At 44.0% G+C, this 14,067-nt stretch carries 14 protein-coding genes; 10 read left to right on the plus strand and 4 right to left on the minus strand.

Annotation, left to right across the window (positions count from 1 at the left end; genetic code table 11):
* The first annotated feature begins 201 nt into the window (after positions 1-201).
* Together vpsR and EJ063_RS14500 are read left to right on the plus strand one after the other, a co-directional pair.
* Positions 202-1,536 carry a cyclic-di-GMP-binding transcriptional regulator VpsR gene (gene vpsR / locus EJ063_RS14495; protein ID WP_126575072.1) on the plus strand — a complete coding sequence of 445 codons (1,335 nt, stop codon included), beginning with the start codon at positions 202-204 and terminating at the stop codon, positions 1,534-1,536.
* A 497-nt stretch (positions 1,537-2,033) separates the two neighbouring features.
* Complete coding sequence (locus EJ063_RS14500) at positions 2,034-2,285, plus strand: DUF1127 domain-containing protein (protein WP_126575073.1); 252 nt, start codon at positions 2,034-2,036, stop codon at positions 2,283-2,285.
* Between the two features lie 61 nt (positions 2,286-2,346).
* Here EJ063_RS14500 and EJ063_RS14505 read toward each other — a convergent pair whose 3' ends face one another.
* Positions 2,347-3,381, minus strand: a complete 1,035-nt coding sequence (locus tag EJ063_RS14505; protein ID WP_126575074.1) for an NADP(H)-dependent aldo-keto reductase — start codon at positions 3,379-3,381, stop codon at positions 2,347-2,349.
* A gap of 128 nt (positions 3,382-3,509) precedes the next feature.
* Here EJ063_RS14505 and EJ063_RS14510 point away from each other — a divergent pair, with 128 nt between their 5' ends.
* Positions 3,510-3,821 carry a DUF6482 family protein gene (locus EJ063_RS14510; RefSeq protein WP_126575075.1) on the plus strand — a complete coding sequence of 104 codons (312 nt, stop codon included), beginning with the start codon at positions 3,510-3,512 and terminating at the stop codon, positions 3,819-3,821.
* Here the strand turns inward: EJ063_RS14510 and mutH are convergent.
* Positions 3,818-4,483, minus strand: coding sequence for a DNA mismatch repair endonuclease MutH (gene mutH / locus EJ063_RS14515; protein WP_126575076.1), 666 nt, complete (start codon positions 4,481-4,483; stop codon positions 3,818-3,820). The genes EJ063_RS14510 and mutH overlap by 4 nt on opposite strands.
* Before the next feature lie 621 nt (positions 4,484-5,104).
* Between mutH and rppH the strand changes: the two genes are divergently transcribed.
* The 5 genes from rppH to EJ063_RS14540 are packed head-to-tail and all read left to right on the plus strand — an operon-like array spanning position 5,105 to position 10,411.
* Complete coding sequence (gene rppH / locus EJ063_RS14520; protein WP_126575077.1) at positions 5,105-5,623, plus strand: RNA pyrophosphohydrolase; 519 nt, start codon at positions 5,105-5,107, stop codon at positions 5,621-5,623.
* Between the two features lie 2 nt (positions 5,624-5,625).
* Positions 5,626-7,872: a phosphoenolpyruvate--protein phosphotransferase gene (ptsP, locus tag EJ063_RS14525; protein ID WP_126575078.1), complete on the plus strand. Its 2,247-nt coding sequence runs from the start codon at positions 5,626-5,628 to the stop codon at positions 7,870-7,872.
* An 8-nt stretch (positions 7,873-7,880) separates the two neighbouring features.
* Complete coding sequence (locus EJ063_RS14530) at positions 7,881-8,672, plus strand: sulfite exporter TauE/SafE family protein (protein WP_126575079.1); 792 nt, start codon at positions 7,881-7,883, stop codon at positions 8,670-8,672.
* Between the two features lie 56 nt (positions 8,673-8,728).
* Positions 8,729-9,550, plus strand: a complete 822-nt coding sequence (gene lgt / locus EJ063_RS14535) for a prolipoprotein diacylglyceryl transferase (protein ID WP_126575080.1) — start codon at positions 8,729-8,731, stop codon at positions 9,548-9,550.
* Between the two features lie 9 nt (positions 9,551-9,559).
* Complete coding sequence (locus EJ063_RS14540) at positions 9,560-10,411, plus strand: thymidylate synthase (RefSeq protein ID WP_126575081.1); 852 nt, start codon at positions 9,560-9,562, stop codon at positions 10,409-10,411.
* A gap of 325 nt (positions 10,412-10,736) precedes the next feature.
* Here the strand turns inward: EJ063_RS14540 and EJ063_RS14545 are convergent, their stop codons facing one another.
* Positions 10,737-11,882, minus strand: coding sequence for a Na/Pi symporter (locus EJ063_RS14545; protein ID WP_126575082.1), 1,146 nt, complete (start codon positions 11,880-11,882; stop codon positions 10,737-10,739).
* 410 nt (positions 11,883-12,292) lie between these two features.
* Between EJ063_RS14545 and nhaR the strand changes: the two genes are divergently transcribed.
* Together nhaR and EJ063_RS14555 are read left to right on the plus strand one after the other, a co-directional pair.
* Positions 12,293-13,183, plus strand: coding sequence for a transcriptional activator NhaR (gene nhaR, locus EJ063_RS14550; protein ID WP_126575083.1), 891 nt, complete (start codon positions 12,293-12,295; stop codon positions 13,181-13,183).
* Positions 13,184-13,347: 164 nt separating this feature from the next.
* Positions 13,348-13,644: an ArsR/SmtB family transcription factor gene (locus EJ063_RS14555; protein WP_126575084.1), complete on the plus strand. Its 297-nt coding sequence runs from the start codon at positions 13,348-13,350 to the stop codon at positions 13,642-13,644.
* A 130-nt stretch (positions 13,645-13,774) separates the two neighbouring features.
* Here EJ063_RS14555 and rpsT read toward each other — a convergent pair whose 3' ends face one another.
* The gene (gene rpsT / locus EJ063_RS14560) at positions 13,775-14,035 is read right to left on the minus strand and encodes a 30S ribosomal protein S20 (RefSeq protein ID WP_124937459.1); all 261 of its coding nucleotides are present in this window, start codon (positions 14,033-14,035) and stop codon (positions 13,775-13,777) included.
* Positions 14,036-14,067 lie beyond the last annotated feature (32 nt).

The raw sequence follows: 14,067 nt of genomic DNA on the forward strand, positions 1-14,067 counted from the left end.
CTGTAAGTGATTGAAAAACACAAATAAATCACAAATTACTTTGAATCCTCTCCCACAACTTCTGGAAAATAGTCAATTGAGTCGCTAGTCTTATTATTGAGACAGATTCTCTCGCCGAGTCTCTATAATGTAACCACATAAATGTTTCATGTGCTTTCGAGTGCGCATTATTTACGTTATCAATAATAAGGAACTCGCTTCATGGGTAGTCAATTCCGAATGGATTCCGTTCCAGGTTCGTTAGTTGTCGTGGGGGGAACCTATGAGCCTTGGTTATCAGTATTAGAACAAGTTGGTTGGAGATGTACCCAGTGTGCGGATTTGCGTAAAGCGGATGAGTTATTTACTGAGACAGGCCCTTGTATCGGTATTGTTGACCTTAGCCACGATGAATTTAGTTTAAACGGGATTGCCAATTTGGTTAGCAAGCACAAGCAGGTGCGCTGGCTAGCTTTTATCCGTGAATCTCAGCTTAGCTCAGACACCATCTGCCAGTTTATCGTAAACTTCTGTATCGATTTCTTTACCGCGCCGATTCCAGATGCTCAGTTACTCAGCACGATTGGTCACCAGCTAGGGATGCTCAAGCTTGAGAAAAAAGTCTGGCCTCACTACGGTAACCAGAGTGATATGGGCTTAATTGGTGACTCCATGCCGCTTAAGCGTTTACGTGATCAGATTAAACGTATTGGTCCAACGGACGTTTCTATTCTTATTTATGGTGAAAGTGGTACCGGTAAAGAGACGGTTGCTCGCGCTGTTCACAAAACTTCGGCTCGTGCCAACAAAGAGTTTATCTCGGTCAACTGTCGAGCAATGTCTGAAAGGCGTATTGAAAGCGATCTGTTTGGTATCAACCGCGAAGATCGCAGTGAACCCTCTATCCTAGAGAGAGCCGACGGCGGGACGATTTTACTCAACGATATTCTGACGTTACCGAAATCTCAGCAGATAAACCTGCTGCGCTTTCTTCAAGAGGGGATGGTCGATACCGCTTCAGGTCGCCGAGAGGTGGATGTGCGTGTACTGGCAGCCAATTCCGCAGACATAGAAAAAGCGCTGATTGACGGTGATTTCAATGAAGAGCTTTATCATTACATCAATGTACTGAGAATTAATGTACCAAGCTTGAAAGAGCGTGCTGGTGACATTGCGATTTTGGCACGTCACTTCTTACAGGAATATTCAAAGGAGTACAATGCTCAAGCTCGTAGCTTCACAGAAGAAGCGGCTCGAGCTCTAACTCGCTATCATTGGCCTGGTAATGTGCGTGAGCTGATGAATCAGATTAAGCGTATTGTTTTGATGTCTGATACGGTGATGTTGGATGAAGAACACCTCGACTTGCCAAAACGTAGCGATAGCCGCCGCAGCTTGAAGAGTATCCGTGAGCGTAGTGAGCGTGATGCATTGCTATTGGTTCTAGAATCTCATGCCGGTCAAGTTTCTATGGCCGCGAAGGAGCTGGGTGTATCACGTGCAACAATGTATCGTTTATTGAACAAGCATAATTTGATTTCAGACGTCCCAGCCTAACTTTATGTTTTGTAATAGAAAAGCCACGTTATGTTTAATGTGGCTTTTTTGTTTTTATAAAATTATTCACTACTAATGTTATATAACCAGTGTGAATGTCTTATAACTTCAAGTTTAGTTTGGTTGTTTTTAGGTAAATAAATTGTTTTTCTTTTGTAGGCAAAAAAGGGGTTGAATAAATAACCATTGTGATTAGAATTTAACCATGAGCTCAGGTTCATACCCTCAATTTTATTTGGATTAATACATTAGCTAGGAGGCGCACAATGAAACATATCACTGTTCAATCATTTATCTGTGCGTCTGTCGATCGCTTCATGCCTACCAATGGTACTTCTAAACGTACCACTGCCATGGCCGATCGTAACCTAAACAAACACATGTAATTAATCCGTAACCTCTTTTATTAATTGGCTGCGGAAAAGCAGCGAATTAATGCACCTTTCTTTTTGTATTCGTTGATCTTTTCCCAGCTTGCACTCAACTGGAGAAAACTCATGAGTCATTCTGTATATCTAAAGCTTGCCACCGTCTTAGTAAAGGCTGATCTAAAACGTGAAGAACGTGAATGGAAACGAAAACTTCGACGTAGTGCTTATGACATTCCTTGGGATAATGCACATCTATTGCGAGACATTGGTTTAGAGCAAGATGGGCGTCCAATTGGTTTCAGTGAACCAGACAGCGTGAAAGCCGAACGTCGTGTACGTCACCTTCGCCGTGTCCTCAGTGCGCGAATATTGACGTAACCAAAAGGGGCAGGTTGCTTCACCTGCCCCGAATTCTTTAATGCTGGTTATTTCCGGCAAGTTATGGACAAGGGTTGGAGTAAGTCGTCCCAATCTCTTGAATCCCCTGAAGCAATTCATCGGTTAACACGACATCCAAGCTATCAATGTTTGATTTTAATTGTTCCAAGTTTGTCGCTCCAATGATGTTGGATGCGACAAACGGACGCTGATTGACGAATGCCAGGGCCATTTGAGCTGGGTCTAACCCATGCTCTCTGGCTAAGTTGACATAAGCTTCGGTTGCTTGAATACCTTGTGGTGTGAAGTAGCGAACAAAGCGTTCAAATAGAGAGCAACGCGCGCCATTAGGGCGAGCACCTTCCAAGTATTTACCACTTAAGCAGCCAAACGCGAGGGGTGAATAAGCTAATAGCTGAACGCCTTCGTAGTGGCTGATCTCTGATAATCCCACTTCAAAACTTCGATTGAGCAAGTTGTATGGATTTTGAATAGAGACAATCCTAGGCAGTTCATGTTTCTCAGCGAGACGCAGTAGTGTCATGACTCCCCATGGCGTCTCATTGGATACGCCGATGTAGCGTATTTTCCCTGCTTTGACCAATTCCGCGAGGGCTTCAAGCGTTTCGATCAAGGTGACTTCTTCTTGTGCGTCTGGGTAAGGGTAGTTGAGCTGACCAAAGCAGTTAGTTTGGCGCTGTGGCCAATGGAGTTGATAGAGGTCGACGTAGTCGGTTTGTAGTCGTTTAAGACTCTCATCAATGGCTAAGTGGATATTTTTTCTATCCAAACTCATATTATCTCGGATGTACGGCACATTGCGCGGGCCTGCCACCTTTGTTGCGAGCACAACTTTTTCTCGTTTGCCTGATTTTGCTAGCCAATTACCGATGTATTGCTCTGTTAACCCTTGCGTTTTGGCTTGTGGAGGAACGGGGTACATTTCTGCGGTATCAATAAAATTCACCCCACGTTCTAACGCATAATCTAGCTGACTAAAGGCTTCTTGTTGTGTGTTTTGCTCACCAAACGTCATCGTGCCAAGGCAGATCTTGCTTAGTTCAAGAGTTGAGTGAGGTAACTTGTTGTATTGCATAGATCTTCCTTGTCTTCGCTAACGAACAAATCCCACTATAGGTGATCTGCTGCACTTTATGAAAGGTATGAGATAACAAATTCGCAAAATTGAATAACTTGGCTAATACTGTTTTATGGAGGTGAGTTATGCAGAAAAGTCAGTTAGATAAGTGGATTCATAGTCATCATAAAGAAACCTACCAACCACCCAAAGTGTTTGTGATTGGTTGTTCAGATTTATCTCAGTATCTCTTGGCTGTGGAGTACAAACATAAATTAGAGCCAATCAAGATTGATGATGAGCCTGTTCATTTTGATTCCTTAGAACTCGTAAAAGAAGAGCTGATTCGGTTGGGAGTTGAGAGAGCTTACCTGCGTTTGCACAATGCTTATGATGAATTCGGTTCAGATAATGGGGAGCTCTACCATGATGTGGAGTTATCGTTGATGACGCATTAGATAAAATGCTGCTCTAAAATGCGGGCTGTAAATTGGGTGCGTAAATAAAAGCCTCGCGGAAGCGTTTTGATCGGTTTGCCACTGGCGCCATACGCTTCTGTTAAAACTCGGCTATTTGCTGCCTTTGGGCGTAGTTGTAAGACTTCACCATGTCTGGCCGTTATCTGCTCAACTTGGCCGAGTACGATCATTTCCATGAGCTCTTCCCAATCCGTTTTGAGCTGTTGTTCTTCTTCTTCACTGGGTGACCAGATCAAGGGGGAACCTACATGACGCTCAGCAAGTGGAATCTCTCTTTCACCTTCTACAGGCACCCACAATACTCGGGATAGTTTGTTGCGAATGTGACTGCTTTTCCACGTTAAACCATGAACGCCAACAAGTGGTGCAACACAGACAAAGGTTGTTTCAAGAGGTTTACCGGTATAACTGATCGGGATGGTTTTTAATTCGATTCCGAGTTGTTCGAAGTCCTGCGTTGGTTTACTGCCTGCCGTTGCCCCTAAGTGCCACTCTAAAAGCTGACCAACCCAACCTTTATCTCGGCGTAGATCTGGTGGCACATCAATATTGGCTTCATCAGCCAGTTCTTGAAAGCTCATACCTGCAATGTTCATCGCTCTTTCTAACAATTCTTGTTCGGATCTTGGTTCGCTTTTCATATCAGCTTTAGTGAGCGGAGGAAGTTGCGGTTATTGTAACGGAATTTATGCAAATATCGACTGTACTAAGATTGATCAGAGTGGCGAAAAGATCATCGAGCAAAGGGTTATCCACAGGCTTGTCAGGAAAATAATCGCAAAATGTTGGATATGTATGAATTAACAGTGGTTTTAAGCCAATAAAGCAGTTGATATTTTAGGTTGAATATCAAATTTGCTCATGCCAATGTGGATAAATGTCTTGTTGGTTGATCTTTAACCGATCTGAGTTGGGGTGTTTTTCTATAGCGCTTTGCCAGAGTTATGTAAATTTTAATCAATTTAAGTTATTGTTATTTAAATATTTATTTGTTTTTGTGGAATGTTTTAACTGAACGATATTCTTTGCTTGTTCGCTTATTGATCACTTTCTCATTGATTCTTCACATGGTTATGCACAGAAAAGGTGAATAAATGTGGTCTATGTCTCACAATAATGTGAGTAACCTTGGTTTTGATTAAAACTTATCCAAAGGTGAGGTGTTGAGTCATATTTTCTGTATGAGTCACACTAGTAAGTTTGCTCCGACTGGGGATATGTGGAAAAATCACAGTAATTAAGAATTTATTAGAGGTTGGCCAGTGATAGATGGCGATGGTTACCGCTTAAATGTCGGAATTGTAATCTGTAACAGCCATGGTCAGGTCTTCTGGGCAAAACGATACGGACAACACTCTTGGCAATTTCCCCAAGGTGGCATAGATGAAGGGGAAAACCCTGAACAAGCAATGTATCGGGAGTTATACGAAGAGGTAGGTCTTACTAAAAAAGACGTAAAGATCGTTGCGACAAGTCGTCATTGGTTAAGGTATAAACTGCCAAAACGTCTGGTTCGTTGGGATTCAAAGCCTGTTTGTATAGGCCAAAAACAGAAATGGTTTCTACTGCGTTTAGATTGCGATGAATCGCGTATCAATATGCAGCGTGGTAGTTCCCCTGAATTTGATGGTTGGCGTTGGGTAAGTTATTGGTACCCGGTGCGACAAGTGGTCTCTTTTAAGCGTGACGTTTATCGTCGAGCGATGAAAGAGTTTGCATCAATGGCAATGCCATTTAAAGAACGCAAAACTAAAGGTAAACGTAAGCACCGAAGAGGATAGGCATGCTTTCTCAGCTAAGGGAAATAGTTGAACAAGTATCTAAAGTCGATGAAGTTCATCAAGCCTTAGATATTCTCGTAAAGCAGACATGCAGTGCCATGAGCACTGAGTGTTGTACTGTCTATCTAGCGAACGAAGAGATGCAGCGCTTAGAGTTAATGGCGACTCAAGGGCTGCGTTTCAAAGGCGACAAAATCCACATTCGCTTTAGTGAAGGCTTAGTTGGATTGGTTAAGCGCAGTGCAGAGCCTCTCAACTTAGCAGAAGCTTCCAAACACCCTCATTTCAAATACTTCTCCGAGCTGGGTGAAGAGATTTACCACAGCTTCCTTGGTACCCCTATTATCTACCGCAAGCAGGTGCTTGGGGTGCTGGTGGTACAACAAAAATCTCCTCGTTTATTCAACGAGATGGAAGAGTCTTTTTTAGTCACGCTGGCCGCGCAGTTAGCGGTGATCATCACTCACGCTCAATCTCAAGGCTTATGGCGACTAGAGAAAAAGCAACAGGCGATTCGTGGTGTTCCTGCTTCTTCTGGTGTCGCGATTGGTGAATTATGGTGGGATGACACTCAACCCGAACTCTCCAATGTTTATCCGGCGTCAACGTTGAATATTGAGCGAGAACAAGAGTGGTTATTGCTTGCGATTGAAGAAGCTTTGAGTGATTTCCGTCGGATGCGGAAAAAGCTCGATAGTGAAATCAATAAAGATGCGCTCGCGATCTTCGATCTTTTTACTCACTTGCTCAATGACCCAATGCTGCGTAAAGATTTAAAAGCGCAGATCCAGAAGGGTGACCGGGCAGATTGGGCACTTCGCCAAGTGGTAGAATCTTACTCAAACCGTTTTGCGCGTATGTCAGATGTCTACCTTCGTGAGCGAGCGCAAGACATACGAGAGCTCGGCCAAAGGTTACTGTTCTTTTTGCACAACACAGCGCAAGACCGCCAGGTGATTGAAAAGCCAGTGATCTTAGTGGTACGTGAACTGACCGCCAGTCTATTGGCATCGGTACCGAAAGATATGCTGCTTGCCGTTATCTCTCTAGAAGGTGCCGCTAATTCCCACGCAGCGATTCTATCTCGAGCCTTGGGTATTCCTGCTGTTATGGGGGCCAACCTAAACCCTAAAACAGTTAATGGAAAGCTCGGTGTTGTTGATGGTTACAGCGGCAAGATCCTTGTTTCGCCAAGTCGTCAGTTGTTACGTGAGTATCGATCACTCGCTAATGAAGAGCGTGAATTGGCGAATATGGTTAATCAACGTATCGAGCAACCAGCGGTGACCAAAGATGGTGAGCGCATTGAAGTGATGCTCAATGCTGGCTTGAGTGCCGATGCTAATATTGCGATTAACCAAGGGGTAGACGGGGTTGGACTCTATCGGACCGAAATTTCGTTTTTACTTCAGCACCGATTCCCGTCTGAAGAAGAACAAACACATCAATATCAGTCTGTCCTTAACGCTTACCCAGAAAAGCGTGTGGTGATGCGTACACTGGATGTCGGTGGAGACAAAGCGCTGCCGTACCTGCCTATCGAAGAGGATAACCCATTCTTAGGTTGGCGAGGCATACGTTTCACGCTTGATCACCCTGATATTTTCCTCATGCAGATTCGTGCCATGATGCGAGCCAGTGCTGAGCATCAAAATCTTAGTATCTTGTTGCCGATGGTGTCAGGCGCGCAAGAACTTGATGATTCGATTGCTCTAATTGAACGAGCGTACGAGGAAGTTTCTGAGCTTGATAGTCGAGTTCGTATGCCGCAAATTGGCGTGATGATTGAAGTGCCTTCAATGATCTATTTACTGCCATTGATCGCCAGTAAGGTGGATTTCGTTTCAATCGGCACCAACGACTTAACGCAATATATGCTGGCTGTAGATCGCAATAATGCACGAGTAGCGGATGTGTATGAATCGTTTCACCCCTCGGTGATCATGGCGCTCAGTCATATTTTATCGAGCTGTCACCAACTTAACTTACCTGTTTGTATTTGTGGTGAATTGGCTGGTGACCCAATGGGCGCATTGTTGATGGTTGGACTCGGGTATCGCAGTTTGAGTATGAACACCTCAAACGTTGCAAAAGTAAAATACCTCTTACACAACACAAAAACCGACGATCTCAAAGCACTTGCTGACAAAGCCTTGATGCAGCAGTATGGCCGCGACATATATACTATGATGCAATCATTTTTTGAAGATAGAGGCTTTGCTGGCTTTATTCGAGCTGGTAAGAAGTAAGGCATATTGTGCTGATTGAATTACTTGTTGCATGTTTAGTGCTTGGCGCTGTTGTTGGTGTCATGGCAGGTTTGTTAGGTATAGGTGGGGGGCTAATTGTCGTTCCTGCCTTGCTGTTTATGTTACCTATGGCGAATATTGATCCATCGATCAGTATGCAGATCGCATTGGCAACGTCTCTGGCTACCATCATTGCCACCTCTGGCTCTTCTGCTATCAATCACTTTAGACTTGGCAATGTCGATATGTATGTCGTCAAATGGCTTATGCCTGGTGTTGTCGTTGGTGGTTTTTTAGGGGCAAAAGCCGCAGAGTGGATACCCGCTCAATATCTTCCTAAAGTATTTGGCCTCATTGTGCTTTGCCTTGCTGTGCAGATGTTGTTTTCGATTAAAGGAAAAACGACTCGCTCAATGCCAAGTAATACAGCCACTCTCTTTATAGGAACAGGAATCGGCACGGTGTCGAGCCTTGCTGGGATTGGCGGTGGGTCGTTGTCTGTTCCGTTTCTAAATCGTCATGGCATTGAAATGCGTAAGGCCGTCGGGTCATCATCGGTGTGCGGGTTTATGATTGCGGTATCAGGGATGCTAGGCTTCATTCTCCACGGTTATAAAGTCGACTCCTTACCTGAATACAGCATTGGTTATGTCTATCTTCCGGCGTTAATTGCGATTGCATCCACCTCAATGATGACTACCCGAATCGGGGCGAAACTGGCTAGCTCTTTACCTACGCCAACGCTGAAAAAAATCTTTGCACTGTTTTTAATGTTTGTTGCAGGAACTATGTTACTGTGATGCACTCTCATCTATACCCATCATAATTATTTGAACCTCTAAAGAGTAATACTCCTATGTCTCAGGGATATCTTTCATTTCCGAATATAGACCCAGTTTTGGTCTCAATTGGTCCGCTTTCTATTCGTTGGTACGGCTTAATGTACCTTGTTGGTTTTGCTTTTGCTCTTTGGCTTGCAAATCGCCGTGCAGATAAGCCAGACAGCGGTTGGACTCGCGAACAGGTGTCTGACTTGCTGTTTGCTGGTTTCCTTGGTGTGGTGATTGGCGGACGTGTTGGGTACGTCTTGTTCTACAACTTTGACTTGTTCTTACAAGACCCACTTTATCTATTCAAAGTGTGGACGGGAGGCATGTCGTTCCACGGTGGTCTGTTGGGTGTTATCTCAGCGATGTTCTGGTATGCCAAGAAAAATGGCCGTACGTTTTTTGGTGTCGCTGACTTCATCGCACCGCTTGTGCCATTTGGCCTTGGTATGGGGCGCTTAGGTAACTTTATGAACAGTGAACTGTGGGGACGTGTGACGGATGTGCCGTGGGCATTTGTCTTCCCTAATGGTGGTCCACTGCCTCGCCACCCCTCTCAGTTATATGAAATGCTGCTAGAAGGCATTGTGCTGTTCTTCATCTTGAACTGGTTTATCAAGAAACCTCGTCCACTTGGGGCAGTATCAGGGCTATTCTTGGCAGGATATGGTACATTCCGTTTCCTAGTTGAGTACGTACGTGAACCAGATGCACATTTAGGGCTATTTGGTGGATTTATCTCAATGGGACAAATCTTATCTCTACCGATGGTGATCATCGGCGCTCTAATGATCGCGTGGGCTTATAAGCGTGGTCACTACAAAGACGAATTACCGCAACAAACGAAGTAAGGAATTGGTGTGAAACAGTATCTAGAACTCTGTCAGCGAATCGTTGACCAAGGTGAGTGGATTGAAAACGAACGTACAGGTAAACGCTGCCTCACGGTTATCAATGCAGACCTCACTTATGATGTTGCGAATAATCAATTCCCTCTGGTGACAACGCGTAAGAGCTTTTGGAAAGCGGCAGTGGCGGAGTTACTTGGTTATATTCGTGGTTACGACAATGCGGAAGATTTTCGTAAGCTAGGTACCAAAACGTGGGATGCGAATGCAAACCTAAACGAAGCATGGCTGGATAACCCTTACCGTAAGGGTGAAGATGACATGGGCCGTGTGTACGGCGTACAAGGTCGTGCTTGGGCTAAGCCAGATGGCGGTCATATCGATCAGCTACGTAAAATTGTCGATGATTTAACGCGCGGTGTTGATGACCGTGGTGAAATCTTAAACTTTTACAACCCAGGTGAATTTCACATGGGATGCCTGCGCCCTTGTATGTACAGCCACCATTTTTCTCTATTAGGTGACACACTGTACTTAAACAGCACTCAGCGCTCATGTGATGTTCCTCTTGGTCTTAACTTCAATATGGTTCAGGTTTACGTCTTCTTGGCAATCATGGCACAGATTACCGGTAAGAAAGCGGGTGTGGCTTACCACAAGCTAGTTAACGCTCATATCTATGAAGATCAACTGGCACCAATGCGTGATATTCAGCTGAAGCGTGAGCCTCTAAAAGCGCCAACCTTCCACATGAACCCAGAGATTAAATCTCTCGAAGATTTAGAAACTTGGGTAACGTTGGATGATTTCTGGGTTGAAGGTTACGAACACCATGACGCGATTAAGTATCCGTTCTCGGTGTAATACCAAGCAGTGATTGAGAAAGCCGCCTTAGATAGGGCGGCTTTTTTGTGTCTGGAACAACGGACTTTGGTCATTCCAGAATGACGAAAGAGCGAGTAGTGTATTTCCAAGAGCTATCCACTCATTTTAAGAGATCGCTAACTCGTACGCTCCTCCTCTTGAGGATGGCGCTGCAGAGGTCGCTTGAACGAACAGAGTTCACGCCATAGAACGAAGAGTGAGTGAGCAGATAGCCTCTAAAGGCTGTGATTCTCTTTTCAACACATACAAAAAAGCCCCCAACTTTCGTTGAGGGCCAGCAAGCGATGGTGTAATTAACTTTTTATTATGCTGTTAGCGCTAGGATAGTACCTGGTAGTACGACGAACACGGCTAGTAGGTAACCTGCTACCACTGCTTTGTTCTTCACTGCCATATCAGAGATAAGGTCAGCGCCTTTCACTGGGAGTTCACGTAGGAACGGAATGCCGTAGATGAATACCGTTGCCATGATATTGAACACTAGGTGTACCAGAGCAATCTGTAGTGCGAACACAGCGAACTCACCAGATACTGCTGTTGCTGCTAGCAGTGCTGTAATACAAGTACCGATGTTTGCACCTAGAGTGAACGGGTAAACGTCACGTACTTTTAGAACACCTGAACCTACTAGTGGAACCATTAGACTTGTTGTCGTAGAAGAAGACTGAACAAGTACCGTTACTACTGAGCCAGAGAAGATACCGTGGATTGGGCCACGACCGATTGCGTTCTTCAGAATTTCACGAGCTCGGCCAACCATTAGGCTCTTCATCAGTTTGCCCATCACTGTGATAGCAACGAAGATAGTCGCAATACCCAGAACGATTAGCATGATGCCACCTACTTGGTCACCAAATGTTGCTAGCGGCTCTTTTACTGCGCTGACAACAGGCTTAGTCAGAGGTTTAATGAAGTTCAAACCTTTGATGCTCATATCGCCAGTCGCAAGGAATGGTGATACCAACCAATGAGAGATCTTATCAAGAATACCAAACATCATTTCGATAGGTAGGAAGATCGCGACAGCTAGTAGGTTAAAGAAGTCGTGGATGGTTGCACTTGCAAACGCACGCTTAAACTCTTCTTTACAACGAACGTGACCTAAAGAAACTAGAGTATTGGTTACTGTTGTACCGATGTTTGCACCCATCACCATAGGGATAGCTGTTTCCACCGGAAGACCGCCGGCAACAAGGCCCACGATAATTGAAGTTACTGTACTTGAAGATTGGATTAGCGCCGTTGCGACTAGACCGATCATCAAACCTGCTACTGGGTGAGACGCAAATTCGAATAGGACTTTAGCTTGATCGCCTGTTGCCCATTTGAAACCGCTGCCTACCATAGATACTGCTAGAAGTAGTAGGTACAACATGAATGCCAAGTTAGCCCAGCGCAACCAGCGAGTAGTGCTCGAAATCGGCGCTGCTGAAGTAGTAGCTTGGTTCATAATCATTTTCTCCGTGGACCGTTAATGTCTTTGTTTTGGTCTGTTGTTGAAACTGAGGGCGATGTTAGAGGGGAAATATTTCAGTAATATTACAGTTCTGTGTAATAGAAATTATTTTGTACTAGTGGTGATATTTTGCGTGTAATTTGTTTTTTACATTCAATCTAAGTTATTGATTATTATCAATTAAGTTTCATTTTCTTAGCGAGTGGCTAAGCGTGATAAAAGTCGAAAAAAATACAGAAAAATGATCGGCGAGTAGAGTTTTATGACACTTTACTGTCATATTTCAAAATCACACCTCGACAAAATGGTGGTAAAGTTGATTTTCTATCGGATTTATCGAGTTATTGTTGTCATGGTTTGCTTTTGTTATAACCATGTTTGTTCCTTAAACAGAGTCTCAGTGCATGTCACATTTAAATTATAACCACCTTTATTACTTTTGGATGGTGTGTAAACAAGGGTCGGTAACCAAAGCGGCAGATGCGTTGTTTCTGACTCCGCAAACGGTCACCGGGCAGATTAAAGCGCTTGAAGAACGTATGGATGGAAAGCTCACCAAGCGTAACGGCCGAAGTTTAGAGCCGACTGAGCTGGGACAGCTCGTGTTTAAGTACGCAGATCGTATGTTTGGCCTCAGTTATGAGATGCTTGATATTGTTAATTACAGCCAACGCTCCAATATTCTGTTTGATGTCGGCGTTGCTGATGCTTTGTCGAAACGTTTGGTCAGTAAAATTTTGATGACAACAGTCCCTGACGATAACAGTATCCATTTGCGCTGTTTTGAATCGACTCATGAAATGTTACTTGAGCAACTATCGCAACATAAACTGGATATGATTCTTTCGGATTGCCCGGTTGATTCAAGCCAAAGCCCTGGTTTGTACAGTAAAAAACTGGGTGAATCAAACATGAGCTTCTTCTGTTCAGGCAACGTCGATACTGTCAGCTTTCCCGCCATTCTTGAACAACGTAAATTGCTGATCCCAGGTAGCCGAACGGCAATGGGGCGCAAAGTACTACAGTGGTTTGATCGCCAAGGCTTACAACCGAATATCCTCGGTGAGTTTGATGACGTTGCTTTAATGAAATCTTTTGCCCGTTATCACCACGATGTGATCTTTTTGGCGCCTTCTATTTATGTCACCGAAGTAGAGAGTGATTTACCTTTACAGTTGATTGGACACATTGAAGAGCTGAAAGAAGAGTATTACGTCATCTTTGCTGAGCGAATGATTCAACATCCTGCAGTAAAGAATGTTTGTGATGCAGACTTCACAACACTCTTCAATTAGACGCTTTTTTCATTTCTATAAATAGATTAGTTGTAACAATTCGATTAAAATTTTAAATATTCTCAACCAATATCATTATATAAATTGTGGATAAGGCACTTTGTTGTCGTGAGCAGTCGCTCAGTCAGTCTTTTTGTTGTGTTGTTTTTTAGAGGCCGTAACCGATGAATCTACAAGAGATGGAAAAAAACTCTGCTCAAGCGGTAGTGCTGCTTAAGGCGATGGCGAACGAACGCCGATTACAAATCTTATGTTTACTGCATAACCAGGAACTCTCTGTAGGAGAGCTGTGTTGCAAGTTAGAGCTTAGCCAGTCGGCTCTCTCTCAGCATTTGGCATGGTTAAGACGAGATGGGTTGGTCCATACACGCAAAGAAGCACAAACGGTTTATTACACGTTGAGCAGCGAAGAAGTAAAAGCAATGATTCAGTTACTGCATGAGTTGTATTGCAAAGAGTAAAGAAGAGAGGCCAATGATCAGAGATTATTGGTCTTTTTTATTGAGAGATGAATGAGCGTAGATCTCAAATTTTGGATATAAAAAAACCGGCCTTAGCCGGTTTTTTCTTCACTGAGTAATCAGAGTTCTATTAAAGAGCTTTGATTGCAGCAGAGAAGCGAGACTTATGACGAGCTGCTTTATTCTTGTGAATAAGGCCTTTAGTCGCCATGCGGTCTAGGATTGGTGTAACTACAGCGAATGCAGCAGTTGCAGCTTCTTTGTCGCCTGCTTCGATAGCAGCAACAGTTTTCTTCATGTAAGTACGCATCATTGAGCGACGGCTAGCGTTGTGCTGACGACGTTTCTCAGCCTGGATAGCGCGCTTCTTAGCAGATTTACTATTTGCCAAGGGTCTAACTCCCAAAAACTTAGTTCAGTGAC

The sequence above is a fragment of the Vibrio aquaticus genome (genome assembly GCF_003970385.1).
In the GTDB taxonomy this organism is placed as follows: Bacteria; Pseudomonadota; Gammaproteobacteria; order Enterobacterales; family Vibrionaceae; genus Vibrio; species Vibrio aquaticus.